Annotated in this window: 15 protein-coding genes; 10 read left to right on the forward strand and 5 right to left on the reverse strand. The window is 69.6% G+C overall.

Annotated elements, in window-relative coordinates; translation table 11 throughout:
- Positions 1-14 precede the first annotated feature (14 nt).
- On the forward strand, positions 15-212 hold the full coding sequence (locus K1T34_RS24450) for a hypothetical protein (protein ID WP_220246518.1): 198 nt from the start codon (positions 15-17) through the stop codon (positions 210-212).
- Between the two features lie 457 nt (positions 213-669).
- Here K1T34_RS24450 and K1T34_RS24455 read toward each other — a convergent pair whose 3' ends face one another.
- The gene (locus K1T34_RS24455; RefSeq protein ID WP_220246519.1) at positions 670-1632 is read right to left on the reverse strand and encodes an AAA family ATPase; all 963 of its coding nucleotides are present in this window, start codon (positions 1630-1632) and stop codon (positions 670-672) included.
- 126 nt (positions 1633-1758) lie between these two features.
- Between K1T34_RS24455 and K1T34_RS24460 the strand changes: the two genes are divergently transcribed.
- From K1T34_RS24460 to K1T34_RS24470, 3 genes are read left to right on the forward strand one after another with little or no spacing between them, the layout of a single operon-like run.
- Positions 1759-3159, forward strand: coding sequence for an RNB domain-containing ribonuclease (locus K1T34_RS24460; RefSeq protein ID WP_220246520.1), 1401 nt, complete (start codon positions 1759-1761; stop codon positions 3157-3159).
- Positions 3156-3929, forward strand: coding sequence for a helical backbone metal receptor (locus K1T34_RS24465; protein ID WP_220246521.1), 774 nt, complete (start codon positions 3156-3158; stop codon positions 3927-3929). Before K1T34_RS24460 ends, K1T34_RS24465 begins: the two co-directional genes overlap by 4 nt.
- Positions 3926-4504 (forward strand): hypothetical protein, encoded by a 579-nt coding sequence (locus K1T34_RS24470; protein WP_220246522.1) that lies wholly within the window; start codon positions 3926-3928, stop codon positions 4502-4504. The genes K1T34_RS24465 and K1T34_RS24470 overlap by 4 nt, the downstream gene beginning before the upstream one ends.
- 50 nt (positions 4505-4554) lie before the next feature.
- Here the strand turns inward: K1T34_RS24470 and K1T34_RS24475 are convergent, their stop codons facing one another.
- Both K1T34_RS24475 and gabT read right to left on the reverse strand, forming a co-directional pair.
- Positions 4555-5982 (reverse strand): aldehyde dehydrogenase family protein, encoded by a 1428-nt coding sequence (locus K1T34_RS24475; protein ID WP_220246523.1) that lies wholly within the window; start codon positions 5980-5982, stop codon positions 4555-4557.
- Positions 5979-7331 (reverse strand): 4-aminobutyrate--2-oxoglutarate transaminase, encoded by a 1353-nt coding sequence (gabT, locus tag K1T34_RS24480; protein ID WP_220246524.1) that lies wholly within the window; start codon positions 7329-7331, stop codon positions 5979-5981. The genes K1T34_RS24475 and gabT overlap by 4 nt, the downstream gene beginning before the upstream one ends.
- 106 nt (positions 7332-7437) lie before the next feature.
- On the opposite strand from gabT, the gene K1T34_RS24485 reads away from it, so the two are divergent.
- Positions 7438-8877, forward strand: a complete 1440-nt coding sequence (locus K1T34_RS24485; RefSeq protein WP_220246525.1) for a PucR family transcriptional regulator — start codon at positions 7438-7440, stop codon at positions 8875-8877.
- A gap of 19 nt (positions 8878-8896) precedes the next feature.
- Here the strand turns inward: K1T34_RS24485 and K1T34_RS24490 are convergent, their stop codons facing one another.
- Together K1T34_RS24490 and K1T34_RS24495 are read right to left on the reverse strand one after the other, a co-directional pair.
- On the reverse strand, positions 8897-9652 hold the full coding sequence (locus K1T34_RS24490; RefSeq protein WP_220246526.1) for a cache domain-containing protein: 756 nt from the start codon (positions 9650-9652) through the stop codon (positions 8897-8899).
- A gap of 32 nt (positions 9653-9684) precedes the next feature.
- Entirely contained in the window at positions 9685-10428 is a 744-nt protein-coding gene (locus tag K1T34_RS24495) for a FadR/GntR family transcriptional regulator (protein ID WP_220246527.1), read from the reverse strand.
- A gap of 114 nt (positions 10429-10542) precedes the next feature.
- On the opposite strand from K1T34_RS24495, the gene K1T34_RS24500 reads away from it, so the two are divergent.
- The 5 genes from K1T34_RS24500 to K1T34_RS24520 all read left to right on the forward strand — a co-directional run bounded on the left by K1T34_RS24500 (position 10543) and on the right by K1T34_RS24520 (position 16151).
- The gene (locus K1T34_RS24500; RefSeq protein WP_220246528.1) at positions 10543-11964 is read left to right on the forward strand and encodes a gamma-aminobutyraldehyde dehydrogenase; all 1422 of its coding nucleotides are present in this window, start codon (positions 10543-10545) and stop codon (positions 11962-11964) included.
- A gap of 33 nt (positions 11965-11997) precedes the next feature.
- On the forward strand, positions 11998-13074 hold the full coding sequence (locus K1T34_RS24505; protein ID WP_220246529.1) for an ABC transporter ATP-binding protein: 1077 nt from the start codon (positions 11998-12000) through the stop codon (positions 13072-13074).
- A 25-nt stretch (positions 13075-13099) separates the two neighbouring features.
- Positions 13100-14308, forward strand: coding sequence for an ABC transporter substrate-binding protein (locus K1T34_RS24510; protein WP_220246530.1), 1209 nt, complete (start codon positions 13100-13102; stop codon positions 14306-14308).
- Positions 14309-14450: 142 nt separating this feature from the next.
- Complete coding sequence (locus K1T34_RS24515) at positions 14451-15332, forward strand: ABC transporter permease (protein ID WP_220246531.1); 882 nt, start codon at positions 14451-14453, stop codon at positions 15330-15332.
- A 15-nt stretch (positions 15333-15347) separates the two neighbouring features.
- A complete protein-coding gene (locus K1T34_RS24520) occupies positions 15348-16151 on the forward strand; it encodes an ABC transporter permease (RefSeq protein ID WP_370643837.1) in 804 nt (267 codons plus the stop codon).
- Position 16152 lies beyond the last annotated feature (1 nt).

Here is a 16152-nt window from a genome sequence, read left to right on the forward strand (position 1 = left end):
GTCAGGCTGGACGCATGGCTGACGACCCCAACCCGGACCCCGGCTGGTACTACAACACCCGCACCCACGAGGTGGAACACCTGGAACGCAGCCGGAGCATCGACCTCCTCGGGCCCTACCCCGACGAGGCCACCGCCCGCCGCGCCCTCGACATCGCCCGCGAGCGCAACCGACAGGCCGACGCCGCCGACCGCGAATGGGACGGCGACTGACCACCCGCCACGTCGGGCCGGGTCCATCCGGCCCGGCCCGCTGACGTCCGCCCGCTGACGTCCGCCCGCGGTATCCGGCGCGCCTGATCTCGACCCCGGGCCCGCGAAGGTTTGCGTGGCCCGACTCGGGCGCACTTCGCCGCCCACGGCAGGTCAGCTCGCAGCGCCGGAATCGCCGCCGAAACCGGGGCTGATACCGCAGTTCTCAGATCGACCCGACCGCCACGTCACCGCCCGGGCGGGCCGGCTCAATGTTCGGAATTACCGCCGAACTGAGACATGGGCTGGTTGCCGCGATCATCGGCCGGCACGTCGCTGTCCGGCCCGGCGTGCCGAGGCACGGCCGGTGCACCGGCCTGAGTGGTTGCCCGTGGAGCGCACGTCGCTGCCCGGCTCGCCGCGCCGAGCCCCGACGTATGCGCCGACACCCGAGCCGCGGAACCCACAGACCACAACCTCACAAAGACGTCGAAACTCCCGGCCCCAACACGAACTCCGGATCCACCTGCGCCTCGAGGTCCTCGCCCATCCGGCCGTTACCCCAGGCCCGCGCGTTGCGCAGGTGGAAGTCCACGGCCTGGCGCTGATAGCGAGCCCAGTCGCGGGTCACGCCGTCGACCGTCGACAGCATCGACGCGAGCGTCCCCAGGTTGTGAGGCTCCAGTTCCCCAATCGGACGCGAAGCGCCGCGCTCACCGGCCCGGACGTGTCCCGAAGACTCCAGCCAGCCCAGCAGAGCCGGGCCCAGCGAGGACTGCAGAAAAGCCACATCCTCCGCATCCGTCACCTTGTTCCCCACCGCCACCAGGTGCACGCCGAAGTCGCGCGCGTGGTCGGCGTACTGGCGGTAGACGCCGACGCTGCGCAGCGTCGGCTCGCAGACCAGGAACGTCACGTCGAAGCGCGTGAACAGGCCGGACGCGAAGGCGTCGGCGCCGGCGGTCATGTCCATCACCACGTACTCGCCCGGGCCGTCGACCAGGTGGTTGAGCAGCAACTCCGCGGCGCCGACCTTCGAGTGGTAGCACGCTACGCCGAGGTCGTCCTCGTCGAACTGGCCCGTGACACCCAAGCGCACGTCGCCCAAAAACCGGAAGCACGCGTCGGTGACGGGGTTGTCCTCGAACGGCGTGACCAGGCGCGATCCGCGGCCCGGCGGCGTGGTTTTGATCATCGCCGACGCGGAAGGGATACGCGGGTTGTCGCCGCGCAGGTAGTCCTTGATGAGCGCCATGTTGTCGCCCAGCGTGGGCCACGCGAGCGCTTCCTCCTCGGTCGCGCCGAGGGCGACGGCGAGGTGCTGGTTGATGTCGGCGTCGATGGCCAGCACCGGTTTGCCGGCGCCGGCCAGGTAGGAGACGAACAGCGACGAGAGCGTGGTCTTCCCGCTGCCGCCCTTGCCGACGAACGCGATCTTCACGGCGAAACCCTTTCACAAAATGAAGATGGTTTTCATTACAGCAAGGATCAACGTACACCCGCGCGGCTCGCGCCCGAACGGGCGATCGGCGGCCGTCGAGCGGGATAGTGTTGTGTGGTGCCACTCGTGATCAGGACACCCGCGTCGGGAGGGGACTTCGGTCGGCTCCGGACGGAGTTCTCGTTGCCGGAATCGTTCGGTCCCGAGGTGCTGGCCGAGGCGGAGGCCGCTGTGCTCTCCGCGCGCGCCGAGGGCCGCGAGGACGCCACGGACCTGCCGTTCGTGACGATCGACCCGCCCGGCGCCAAGGATCTCGACCAGGCGATGGTCGTCGAACGCACCGGGGGCGGTTTCCGCGTGCACTACGCCATCGCCGACCTCGCCGCCTTCGTCCCGCCCGGCGGCGCGCTCGACCACGAGGCCCGCCGCCGCGGCCAGACGCTCTACCTGCCGGACGGCAACGTCCCGCTCCACCCCACCGTCCTGTCCGAAGGTGCCGCAAGCCTGCTGCCCGGCGAGGTGCGCGCGGCCGTGCTCTGGACGGTCGACGTCGACGCCGACGGCGAGCCCGTCGCCACCCGTGTACGCCGCGCGCTGGTGCGCTCGACCGAACAGCTCGACTACGAGAGCGTGCAGGCCTCGCTCGACGCGGGCACTCCGCACCCGTCCGTCGCCGCGCTGCCGGAGCTCGGCCGGCTGCGACGCGAGCTGGCCGTGCAGCGCGGGGCCGTGGAATTACAGCTGCCGGAGCAGGAGATCAGCGGCGACCCCGACGGCGGCTGGGCGCTGGCCCGTCGTCCGCGCACCGCCGTCGACGCGTGGAACGCCGAGATCTCGCTGCTCACCGGCATGGCCGCGGCGCAGATCATGATCGAAGCCCGCGTCGGCGTGCTGCGGACGTTGCCGCCACCCGAGCCGGACGCCGTGGAGTGGCTGCGCCGCTCGGCGTCGGTCGTTGGCGTCTCCTGGCCGGCGGGGCTCGGAGTTTCGGAGTTCCTGTCCTCTTTGGACCCCGGACAGCCGTCGTCGATGGCCATCTTCGCTGACACCACGCGGCTTCTGCGAGGCGCCGGCTACACGTCCTTCGACGGATCCCTGCCCGCGCTCACCACCCACGCGGGCATCGGTGGCGCGTACGCCCACGTCACCGCGCCCATCCGCCGCCTGGTCGACCGCTTCGGCACGGAGGTCTGCCTCGCCGTCACGGCCGGGCGCGAGGTGCCGTCGTGGGTTCGCGACGCGCTCGCGGAGGTGCCGTTGCAGATGTCCGCTTCCGACGGTCTCGCCGCCCGCGTCGAACGCGCCTGCATCGACCAGGTGGAAGCGTGGGTCCTGGCGGAACGCGTCGGGCGCGAGTTCACCGCCGTGGTGCTGCGCGCGGAGGAGACGCGCGCGGAGATCCTCGTGGAGGACCCGCCGGTGATGGCCAAGTGCACGGGCGAGAAATTCCCTGAAGGCGAACGGATCGGCGTCCGCCTGACCGCCGTGGACGTCGACAAGCGGAAGGTGTCGTTCGAACGCGTATGAGGAGCACCGAACTCGTCGACGACCTGGGCGAACCGGTCCCGTTGTCCGGCCCGCCGGTGCGAGTGGTGTCCCTGGTGCCTTCGCTGACGGAAGCCGTGGAGATCAGCGCGCCCGGCCGGCTCGTCGGTGCCACGGACTACTGCACGCATCCGTCTGATTTGGACGTTCCACGCGTGGGCGGCTCGAAGTACCCGAAGATCGACCGCGTGCTCGACTTGGCGCCGGACCTGGTGCTGGCGAACTCCGAGGAAAACCGCCCGGAGGACGTGCAACGCCTGCGTGCCAACGGGATCCCCGTGTTCGTCATGGCGGCGGCCGCTTCGGTTCCTGCGGCTTTGGGCTCGCTGCGCCGTCTGCTGACGCAGGTCTACGCCCTGGACGAGCCCCAGTGGCTGGTCTCCGCCGAAGAACTCTGGCGCACGACGGCCCCGATCCGCTTCCGCGCCGTCATCCCGGTCTGGCGCAAGCCGTGGATCGTCCTGGGCCGCGACACGTTCGCGGGAGACGTCCTCCGCCGCGTCGGGGTAGCGAACGCCTATGCCGGCGCCGATGACCGCTACCCACGCCCGCCGCTGGACGAGCTGCAGGCCGCCGCCGCCGACATCGTGGTGCTACCGGACGAACCGTACGAGTTCACCACCGACGACGGCCCGGACTTCTTCCCGGACCAGCGCCCGGTTCTGGTCTCGGGACGGTATCTGACCTGGTACGGCCCGTCACTTGTCGAAGCCCACGGCGCCTTGACCGAAGCGTTGGCGAAGCTGCCGTGACACTCGGCGTCCGCGCTGCGCGTTTGCTCGCATCATTGGACTGCTGTCGCATCGAGCGCGGCCTCACCGACGCCGAATTCGATCGTATCGAGGCCCAGTACGACATCGAATTCGCCGACGACCACCGTGCGTTCCTCGCCACGGGCCTCCCCGTCGAGTCTCCGCACGAAGAGGGTCAGACCTGGACACACCCGTGGCCCGACTGGCGCAACGGCGACCCGGCCGCCCTTCGCGCCCACATCGACTGGGAGACGGACTACGTCATCGACCTCGTCCGGGACGGCTACTGGGAAACCCGCTGGGGCAACCGCCCGGTCACCCCGCACGACGCGGTGGGCGCCTTCCGCCGCCGCCTCCGCATAGCGGCCCCGATGGTGCCGATCTACGCTCACCGCTACCTCCCCGGAGGACACGGCACCTCCGGGCGCCCGGTCCTTTCCATGCGCGGCTTCGACATCATCTACTACGGCAGGGATCTGCTGAACTACATCGTCCGCGAGTTCGCCGAGCCCCTGTCCGGAGCGTGGCCGCCCCCACGGATCGCGTTCTGGGGCCACTACCTCGAAGACGAGTAGGGACCGCGACGGGCCGCCCGGCGGTTGAGCGGCCCGTCGACATCCGGCCCCTACAGGGTCAACCCCGTCAGTACGGTCACCCGTTCCTCCGTGAAATCCGCCATCGCAGCCGCCGGGCCCTCGCGGCCGACGCCGGAGTCCTTGACGCCGCCGTAAGGCATCTGGTCGGCACGGAAGCTGGGGACGTCGCCGATGAGGACGCCGCCGACCTTCAAGCGGGCGGAGACGTCGAACGCCGTGGGCAGGTCGCGCGTGAAGACGCCGGCCTGGAGGCCGAAGCGCGAAGCGTTGATCCGCGAAACGCCCTCGTCCACAGAGGACACCCGGATCAACGAAACCACCGGCCCGAACACCTCCTCGGCCATCACGGCAGCGTCTTCCGGCACCCCGGACAGCACCGTCGGCTCCACTGTCGCACCGGAACGGCCGCCGCCGGTGAGCAAAGAAGCGCCGGCGGAGACGGCGTCCGACACCCACGAAGTGACCCGCGAAGCCGCGGCCTCGTTGATCAGCGGGCCGACATCCACCCCGTCGGCAGACGGGTCACCCGTGCGCAAAGCAGCGACCTGCGCCAGAACCCGAGACTCCAGCTCGTCATACACATCCGTGTGCACGTAAACCCGCTGCACGGAGATGCACGACTGCCCCGCCTGGTACATGGAAAACGTCGCGATCCGCTGCGCCGCGAAGTCCAGGTCCGTCCAATCCGGACAGACCAGCACGGCGCCGTTGCCGCCCAGCTCCAGGGAGACGTGCTTGCGCGGCACGCTCTCCCGGATCGACCAGCCGACCGGCACCGAGCCTGTGAACGAAACCACCGGCAGCCGCGGATCGCGAACCAGAGCGGCCGTCTCCTCGTTGCCCAGCGGCAGAATCGACCAGCTCCCCGCAGGCAACCCCGTCTCCGCCAGGATCTCGCCCAGCAGCAATGACGTCAGCGGCGTCGCCGGCGCCGGCTTCAGCACGATCGGCGCGCCGACCGCGATGGCCGGCGCGACCTTGTGCGCCACCAGGTTCAGCGGGAAGTTGAACGGCGTGATCCCCAGCACCGGTCCGCGAGGCACCCGGCGCACCAAGGCCAGTCGGCCCGTACCACCCGGGTCCGTGTCGAGGCGCTGAAGCTCGCCCGAGAATCGGCGGGCCTCTTCGGCGGCCCAGCGGAACGTCGACACCGCGCGCCCCACTTCGCCCCGCGACCACTTCAACGGCTTGCCCGACTCGGCCGTGATGAGCCGCGCGATCTCGTCGGCCCGCTGACTCAACGAACGGGACACGTGGTCCAACGCCCCCGCCCGCACGTGCGCGGGCGTAACAGCGAACTCGTCTGCCACCGAAGCCGCCGCCGCAACCGCCGCCTCGACGTCCGAAGCGGTCGGCACGAAGTGCGAACCGGCCTCGCTCCCGTCATAGGAATGGTGGACGACCGCGGTCGAGGAACTGGTCACCGGCTTGCCGGCGATCCAAAAGGGGACAGTCACTTGCGCACCTCCGTGCGGACCGCGTGCTCGAGGACGGACAGGCCCTCGTCGAGCAGCTCGTTGGACAGGGAAAGCGGCGGCAGCAGCCGGATGACGTTGCCGTCGGTCCCGCAGGTCAGCACCACCACGCCGAGCGCGTGACACGCCGCCGCGACGCGCTTGGTGAGGTCGGCGTCCGGCTCGGAGGTGCCGGGGCGAACGAATTCCGCGGCCAACATCGCGCCGCGCCCGCGCACGTCGCCGATCACGCCCGTCTCGGCGGCCAGAGCCCGCAGCCGCGGCAGCACGACCTCCTCCACGCGCCGCGCGGAAGACGCCAGATCCGAACTACGCATCGTCTCGATCGAACCCAGCGCAGCGGCACAAGCGATGGGGTTACCGCCGTAGGTCCCGCCAAGACCACCGGGCCCGACCGCGTCGAGCAGCTCCGCGCGCCCGGTCACGGCCGACAGGGGCAGGCCCGCCGCGATGCCCTTGGCCGTCGCGATCAGGTCCGGCACCACGCCCTCGCGCGACGACGCGAACCAGTCGCCGGTGCGGCAGAAGCCTGTCTGCACCTCATCAGCCACGAACACCACGCCATTCGCAGCGCACCACTGCGAAAGCGCCGGCAGGAACCCCGGTGCCGGCTCGATGAACCCGCCCTCACCCTGGATCGGCTCGATCACCACGGCCGCCACCTGGTCGCCGCCGATCTGCTTCTCGATCCGGTCGATCGCGATCCGCGCGGCCTCCGGACCCGAAAGCCCGTCGCGGTACGGGTAGGACCCCGGCACGCGGTACACCTCGGGCGCGAACGGGCCGAAGCCGTGCTTGTAGGGCACCGACTTCGCGGTCAACGCCATCGTCAGGTTCGTCCGCCCGTGGTAGGCGTGGTCGAACACCACCACGGCCTGCCGCCCGGTCGCGGCGCGCGCGATCTTCACCGCGTTCTCCACGGCCTCCGCGCCGGAGTTGAACAGCACCGACTTCTTCGCGTGGTCACCCGGCGTCAGCTCCGCCAGTGCCTCGCACACCTCGACGTACCCCTCGTACGGCGTGACCATGAAACACGTGTGCGTGAACCAGCCCGCCTGCTTGCGCACGCGGTCCACGACCTCGGGCGCGGAGTGGCCCACGTTCGTCACGGCGATGCCGGAACCGAAGTCGATGAGCACGTTGCCGTCGGCATCGGTGAGCAGACCGCCACTGGCCGACGTGATGTACGCGGGCAGCGTCGAGCTCACCCCCGCCGCGACCGCGGCCGTCCGCCGCTCCTGCAGCGCGCGCGACGCCGGGCCGGGGATCTCGGTGCGCAACTGGCGCAGGCGGGGCGCCGGGGCCACCAGGGTTTCGGTGGTCATGGTCATGGGCTCAACTCCTGGGAAACGGGCTGGGTCACCTCCCAGGATGAGGCGGCTCCATGCACAAGTCAGCTGGCCAAGATGTCCAATGCCGCGCGTAAACTTGGCCACTATGGCACTCACCCTGCGCGCGCTCACTGAACAGCGGTCGCTCGCGCTGCGCGTGGTTGCGGGGGAGGCCGGCCTCGATCGCCCGATCGGCTGGGTGCACCCGACCGAGCTCACCGACCCGCACGCCTTCCTCGAAGGCGGCGAGCTCCTGCTCACCACGGGCCTGGCCCTCGACGACACGACGTCGGAGGCCTACGTCCGCCGCCTCGTCGAAGCGGGCACCGCCGGGCTCGGCTTCGGCGTCGGGCTCAGCCACGAGCACGTGCCGCGCACCCTGGTCGAAACCGCCGACGAGATCGGCCTCCCGGTGCTCGAAGTGCCCCGCAAGACGCCCTTCATCGCCATCACCCGCGCCGTCTCCCGCGCGGTCGCGGCCGACGAGTACGCCGCGACCGTCCGCATCGGCCGCGCCCAGCAGGAACTCACCCGCACCGCCGTGGGAAAGACGGGCGCGGCGGGTGTCGTGCGGCGGCTCGCCCGGCTCATCGACGGCTGGGTCGTGCTCTTCGACGCCGCCGGCCAACTCCGCGAAGTCTCTTCCGCAGCCGCTCGCGCACACGGGGAACAGCTCGACGTGAAGGACCTGCGCGCCGGCACACGGGTTGTCACGCTGGGGGAGCAGGAGGTCGTGCTCCAGACCTTGCACACGCGCGGCGCGCTCGCGGTCGGCACCACCGAGCCGCTCGACTCGACCGGTCGCCACATCGTGAACACGGCGGTCTCGCTGCTTTCCCTTGCCCTGGAACAGGATCGTGCCCAACGCGGCGCGCTGTCCCGGCTGCGCACCGGCCTGCTCGACCTGTTCGCCGACGGCCAGGAAGCCCTCGCGCTCGACGTGCTGCGCACCGCGCAAGGCGCCCCGCCGCAACCGTGGGCCGTGCTCGCCGTCGCGGGCCGGCCTGCCGCGCGGACCGCGCTGTACGACCGCCTGGAACCCGTTGCGGGGCAAGTGTTCTTCGCCCACTCCGAGTCGCTCCTCGTCGCCGCGACCGACGACGCCGACCGCGTGCTCACCGTGGCCGCCGAAGTCGGCGGTTGCCACGTCGGCGTCGGAGACGCCACCGAGTTCCCGGCAGCGCTGCGCCAGGCCCGGCAGGCGGCCGAAACCGCGCGCAGCCAGGACATTCCGCTCCTGCGCTATGCCGACCACGCCGGCCGGGGCCTGCTCAACCTCCTGGATCCCCTTGCCGCCCAAGCCTTTGCCCACGAGCTTCTGAACCCGCTGCGCACCCACGACGAGTCCGGCCGCGGTGAGCTGGAGGAGTCCCTGCGCTGCTGGCTCGAAAACCACGGCCACTGGGACCGCGCCGCCACGCAGCTGCACATCCACCGTCACACCCTGCGCAACCGCATCACCAAGGCCGCCGAGCTCCTCGGTCAGGACCTCGACTCACCCGGCACCAGGGCCGAACTCTGGCTCGCCCTTCAGGTCAACCGCTGAGAAAACACCCGCTGAGAAGTCACACGCTGACCAGCAACGCGATCGGCGAATCCCCGCACCGCCGCAACGTCGCGCCACCCGACATCGTCTGCGGCTCCGCCCCGGCCGTCCACCACGCCGGCACATCGACGTCTCGCACCAGAGAACCCGTCGCCTGCCGGACGCTGTTCGACACGATCACCCGCCCCTGCGCGTTGAGCAGAGCCGCGCGCCGGCCCAGCGAACGCAGCCGCCGGCTCACCGTCCGCTCGAACTCGCGCACGTAGACGTCCGCGCCCACCACGCCGGCAAACGAACCGTCGCGGTACACGGGCAGCGTGAAAGTGAGCGTGTACTCGTCGGTGCAGAGGTAGTCGACGTACGGGCCGTTGATGTGGCGCCGGCCGCTGTCGCGCGGCACGGTGAACCACGACTGGCGCGTGTAGTCGAGGAAGTTCGGGCTCTCCGGGTCGAGGCTGATGAACAGCTGCTCCGGCACGGTGTCCTCGGAACCACTGTCGTCCGAACCGGTGGTGGTCCACCACTCGAAGCCGAACTCCTGGTCCGACAACACGTGGGGCGCACTCACGAACCCCGCGCCGATCACGAGGCCGCCGAGGGCCTCCAGGACCTGCGGCCGGATGCCGTGGAGCGTGCGGGAACCGGCGCCGCCGGGCTCGGCCAGCAGCGTCTCGGCCGCGGCCAATACGGGCTTCAGCCGCTCGAAGATCTCCTCGACCAGCGCGGATACCTGTGCGACGACTTCGTCGCCGGTCAACGTGCGGGTGTCGGTCACGATGCTCACCTCGATCGCGGGGTCATCGAAGCCTACGGCGTTTCGAGGCTTAAGTGCAGATCCACGAGCCGGTCGAGCGCGCTCAGGATGTGCTCCTCGGTCAGCTTGCGGGCCAGATCGCCGTCGGCCGCCGCGATCGCGGTGACGATCGCGTAGTGCTCAGCGTAGGACTGGCGGCAGGTGTCCTCGCCGTCGAGGGGCACCCAGAGCAACCCGCCGTGTTCGCCCTGCAGTTGGACCTCCTGGTTGGTGAGCCGCGGCGACTGCGCGGCCGCCGCGATCTCGAGGTGGAAGTGCCGTTCGGCGCGCGTCGCCTCGGGACCGGTCGTGCCGAGGAGGTCTTCGCTGGTCAGGCGCAGTCGTTCCAGGTCTTCGGGCGAGCTGCGTTCCGACGCGAGCTTGGCCGCGGACCCGGCCACGGCGAGGTAGTGGTCGCCGAAGTCGCGCAGATCCGCGAGCGAGACGAGCCGCAGGCGCTGGGCCCACGAGCTCGGCGCCGGCCATGCGGGCGTGCGCACGAAGCTGCCGCCGCCGCGCCCGCGCCTGGTCTCGACCAGCCCCTGCTGCCGCAGCACAGCGAGCGCTTCGCGGACCGTCACGGTGGAAACGCGGAACTGCGCGGCGAGCTCGACCTCGCTCGGCAGCTGCTCGGCGTCGTCGAGGAGACCCAGGGTGATGGCGTCGAGCAGCCGGGCCGCGACCGCCTCGGCGCGGCCGAGCTGGTCGAGCGGAGCGAACATCGCCAGTCGTGCGCTGTTCGACATCTCCTTGCGCATCGTGGGCCCACCCGTCTCGGCATGCGATTGGGGCCAATAGTGCCCCAGGACCTTGTCATGTGAAATATGGAGTTATATGTTTCACCCTGCCACGGAGAGTCAGGAGGCGCACGCGTGCAGGAATTGAAGCACTACGTCGGCGGGAAGTTCGTCGACTCGCAGTCCGGGAGGGTCCTCGAAATCGTGGACCCGGTCACCGGCCGCGCGTACTGCACCGCGCCGGTGGCGAGCGCCGAAGACATCGACCACGCGCTCAAGGTCGCGGCGGAGGCGTTCGAGAGCTGGAAGGAGACCACGCCGGCCCAGCGCCAGCTCGCGCTCCTGAAGATCGCCGACGCCGTCGAGGCCCGCGGCGAGGAGCTCGTGCGCGTCGAGTCGCAGAACACCGGCAAGCCGGTCGCGCTCACGATGTCCGAAGAGCTGCCGATGATCGTCGACCAGCTGCGCTTCTTCGCCGGCGCCGCGCGCGTGCTCGAAGGCCGCGCGGCCGGTGAGTACATGGAAGGCCACACGTCCTTCATCCGCCGCGAGCCCGTGGGCGTCTGCGCGCAGGTGACGCCGTGGAACTACCCGCTGCTCATGGCGATCTGGAAGATCGCGCCCGCGCTCGCGGCGGGCAACACGGTCGTGCTCAAGCCGTCGGACACCACGCCGGCGTCCACTCTGCTGCTGGCCGAGATCTGCGGCGAGTTCCTGCCGCCGGGCGTGTTCAACGTGGTGACCGGCGACCGTGACTCCGGCCGCGCGCTGGTGGAGCACCCGATCCCCTCGATGGTGTCGATCACCGGCTCCGTGCGCGCCGGCATCGAGGTCGCGGGCGCCGCGGCCCGCGACGTCAAGCGCGTGCACCTGGAGCTGGGCGGCAAGGCGCCCGTGATCGTGTTCTCCGACGCCGACCTCGAGGCCGCCGCCGAGACCATCGCGATGGCGGGCTACTTCAACGCCGGCCAGGACTGCACCGCCGCCACGCGCGTGCTGGTGTCCGACGACGTGCACGACACCTTCGTCGCCGCCCTCTCGCGTCAGGCCGAGGCCAGCAAGACCGGCAAGCCGGACGACGACACCGCCGCCTTCGGCCCGCTCAACAACGCCGCGCAGCTGGAGAAGGTGTCCGGCTTCATCGACCGCCTGCCCGGGCACGCCACCGTCCACTGTGGAGGGCGACGCGTCGGCGACGAGGGCTTCTTCTACGAAGCCACCGTGGTCTCCGGCGTCACGCAGGACGACGAGATCACCCAGAACGAGGTCTTCGGCCCCGTGATCACCGTGCAGCGCTTCTCCGACGAAGCCGACGCGGTGAAGGCGGCCAACGGCGTGCCCTACGGCCTCGCCTCCTCGATCTGGACCAAGGACCACCAGCGCGCCATGCGCGTGTCCGCCAAGCTCGACTTCGGGTGCGTGTGGATCAACACCCACATCCCGCTCGTCGCCGAGATGCCCCACGGCGGGTTCAAGAAGTCGGGTTACGGCAAGGATCTCTCGCTGTACGGACTCGAGGACTACACCCGCGTCAAGCACGTGATGAGCGCGCTGTAGGTACCGGTGACGAGATCCACGGGAAGGCCCGCCATGCCACACCTTGCCCCGACGGCCGCCCGGCGGCCCGAGCCGCCGCGCGCCGGCGGTGAGCCGGCGATCCGGCTCACCGGGCTGCAGAAGCACTTCGACAAGGTCCGCGCCGTCGACGGCGTCGACCTCGACATCCCGCCCGGTGAGTTCTTCTCCATGCTCGGCCCGTCGGGCTCGGGGAAGACCACGGTGCTGCGCATGATCGCCGGCTTCGAGCTGCCCACCGCGGGCACCATCGAGCTCGCCGGGCGCGACGTCAGCCAGCTGGCGCCGTTCGAGCGCGACGTGAACACCGTGTTCCAGGACTACGCGCTCTTTCCGCACATGTCGGTGCGGCAGAACGTGGAGTACGGCCTCAAGGTCAAGCGGGTCGCCAAGGCCGAGCGCAAGCAACGCGCCGCGGAAGCCCTGGAGACCGTGCGGCTCGGGGAGTACGGCGACCGCAAGCCTTCTCAGCTCTCGGGTGGTCAGCGCCAGCGCGTCGCTCTCGCGCGGGCCCTGGTGAACCGCCCGAAGGTGCTGCTGCTCGACGAACCGCTGGGAGCACTCGACCTCAAGCTGCGTCAAGCGATGCAGATCGAGCTCAAGCAGATCCAGCGCGAAGTCGGGATCACCTTCGTGTTCGTGACGCACGACCAGGACGAGGCGCTGACCATGAGCGACCGCATCGCGGTGTTCAACGCCGGGCGGATCGAACAGGTCGGCACCCCGGTGGAGGTGTACGAGAGACCGGCCAGCGCGTTCGTCGCCGGCTTCGTCGGCACGTCCAACCTGCTCAGCGGGCGTGGGGCCGAAGCGGTGATCGGCAAGCCCGGCGTGTACAGCATCCGGCCGGAGAAAATTCGCATCGATGCTGATCTTGCGTCGCCGGCCGGTCCAGGCGAGACTTCGGCGACCGGAATCGTCACGGATGTCGTATACGCCGGATCTACAGTGCGCTACGCTGTCGCGCTCGATGCGGGGGGTCAGTTGTCCGTGGTTCGCCAGAACACCAGTGAACCGACCGAGTTCGCCGACCGCCGGGTCCGTCTGCGGTGGCGCCACGAACACAGTTTCCGGGTCCCCGAAGCCGGCTAGTTCTCACGGGAAGGTTTCTCTCGACATGAAGAACAGGAAGACGCTGCTCGCGGGTCTGTGCGGCGTGAGCCTGCTGCTCGCGGCCTGCGGGACGTCGGGCTCCGACTCAAACGCGGGGTCCGCGCCGGGCGCTCAGGGGTTCACCCCGCCCAAGCTGGCCGCACTCACCCAGCTGGGCCAGCCGGAAGGCCAGCTGAACGTGCTCGCGTGGCCCGGTTACGCCGAAAACGGCTCCACCGACTCGACCATCAACTGGGTCAAGCCGTTCGAGGACCAGACCGGCTGCAAGGTCAATGTCAAGGCGTTCGGCACGTCCGACGAGGCCGTGACGCTGATGAAGACGGGCCAGTACGACGTGGTGTCCGCCTCGGGCGACGCCTCGCTGCGCCTGGTCGCCTCGGGCGACGTCGAGCCGGTGAACACCGCGCTCGTGCCGAACTACAACGACGTCTACCCGTTCCTGAAGAACAAGTCGTGGAACAGCGTCAACAACGTCGCCTACGGCATCCCGCACGGCTGGGGCGCGAACGTGCTCACCTGGCGCACCGACAAGGTGAGCCCGGAGCCGACGTCGTGGTCGCCGATGTTCGACGTGAACTCGCCCTACAAGGGCAAGATCATCGCCTACGACTCTCCGATCTACATCGCCGACGCCGCCCTGTACCTCATGGCGCACCAGCCCGACCTCGGCATCAAAAACCCGTACGCCTTGGACGACAAGCAGTTCAACGCGGCGGTGGACCTGCTGAAGAAGCAGCGCCCGAACGTCAGCGAGTACTGGGCGGACTACCTCAAGGAAACGCAGTCGCTCAAGAACGCGGACGCCGTGATCGGCACCGCGTGGCAGGTCACGGTGAACCTGGCCAAGAGCGAGGGCGCTCCGCTGGGTGCGACCGTGCCGAGCGAAGGTGCCACCGGCTGGTCGGACACCTGGATGGTGGCCACGAAGTCGCAGCACAAGACGTGCGCGTACAAGTGGATGGACTACATCATCAGCCCGAAGGTCAACGCCCAGGTGGCGGAGTACTTCGGTGAGGCCCCGGCCAACTCCAAGGCCTGCGCCGAGATGACCGACAAGTCCCTGTGCGACACCTACCACGCCAACGACGCGGCCTACGCCGCCAAGATCCAGTACTGGACCACGCCGATCCCGCAGTGCCTCGACGGCCGCACGGACGTCAAGTGCAAGGACTACGGCGACTGGACCCGTGCCTGGACCGAGATCAAGGGTTGACGTGCTCGTGAGTGCCGGCGCCGCTTGAAACCGGCGCCGGCATTCGTGAGATTCCCCCTTTGCTCCGGGGGCGGCGGGCACCTCCCCCCTCGTCCGCCGCCCCCGGACCCCCTCCCGCAACCGTGCCCCGAAGGTGCTCGACATGACCGCCGTGAGCCCGCCGAGCCGCCGCGCTTCGGCTTTCTTCTTCCGCAAACCCAAGCTGCGCCTGGGCATTCTCCTTTCGGCTCCGCTGCTGTGGCTCGGCCTGGCCTACCTCGGCGCGCTCGCCGCCCTGTTCATCACGGCCTTCTGGTCCACCGACGTGTTCACCGGCAAGGTGGTCACGGACTGGTCGTTCGACAACTTCGTCACCCTGTTCACCGACTCGGTCTACCGCACGATCACGCTGCGGACAGTCGGCATCGCGCTGCTGGTGACGGTCATCGACGCGGTCATCGCCTTCCCCATGGCCTTCGCGATGGCCAAGCTCGCTTCCCCTCGGGCGCAACGGATCCTCGTGATCGCCGTGATGACGCCGCTGTGGGCGAGCTACCTGGTGAAGGCCTACGCGTGGCGCACCCTGCTTTCCGGCAACGGCGCGATCAGCTGGCTGCTGAGCCCCTTCGGCCTCTCCGGCCCCGGCTACGGCGTCGCGGCCACGGTGATCACGCTGTCGTACCTGTGGCTGCCGTACATGATCCTGCCGATCTACGCCGGCCTGGAGCGCCTGCCCGACTCACTGGTCGACGCGTCGGGTGACCTCGGCGCGAAGTCGTTCCGCACGTTCCGCTCGGTGATCCTGCCCCTCGCCTTCCCGGCGATCGTTGCGGGCTCGATCTTCACGTTCTCCCTGTCGCTGGGCGACTACATCGCCGTCAAGATCGTGGGCGGCACGTCGCAGATGCTTGGCAACGTCGTCTACGACAACATCGGCGCGGCCAACAACCTGCCATTCGCGGCGACCGTGGCCATCGTGCCGGTCGTGATCATGCTCGTGTACTTGGCCGTCGTGCGTCGCACCGGCGCGCTGAACAACCTCTAGGAGACCGCCGTGCGCATGTCGAAGACCGGCCGGGTGGTGCTGTGGACGGCACTCGGGGTCGGGTTCGCGGTGATCTACTTCCCGCTTCTGGTGGTGCTGCTCAACTCCGTGAACTCGGACACCACGTTCGGCTGGCCGCCGAAGAGCTTCACCCTCGAGTGGTGGGGCCGCGCGGTCACCAACGCCGGGGCGCTGCACGCGTTGTGGACCAGCATCGAGGCCGGGGTGGCCGCCACGGCGATCGCGCTCGTGCTCGGCACGATGGCCGCGTTCGCCTTGCAGCGCTACCGGTTCTTCGGCCGGGACTCGATCTCGCTGCTGATCATCCTGCCGATCGCTCTGCCGGGCATCGTCACCGGTATCGCGCTGAACAACGCGTTCCGCACGATCCTCGGCATCGACCTCGGCCTGCTCACGGCGATCATCGCCCACGCGACCTTCTGCATCGTCGTGGTGTTCAACAACGTCGTGGCCCGCCTGCGGCGCATGGGCGGCAACCTCGAGGAAGCGTCGATGGACCTCGGCGCCGACGGCATCACCACGTTCCGGCTGGTGACGTTCCCGATGCTGCGCTCGGCGCTGCTGGCGGGCGGGCTGCTGGCGTTCGCGCTGTCGTTCGACGAGATCATCGTGACGACCTTCACGCTGGGCACCGGCATGGAGACGTTGCCGATCTGGATCTACGACAACCTGTTCCGCCCCAACCAGGCCCCGGTGGTCAACGTGGTGGCGGCGGTGCTGATCATCGTCTCGACGGTGCCGGTGTACTTCGCGCAGAAGCTCTCCGGCGGCGACAGTTCTTCGGGCGGCCGGATCTAGG

This window comes from Amycolatopsis sp. DSM 110486 (assembly GCF_019468465.1).
Classification (GTDB): domain Bacteria; phylum Actinomycetota; class Actinomycetes; order Mycobacteriales; family Pseudonocardiaceae; genus Amycolatopsis.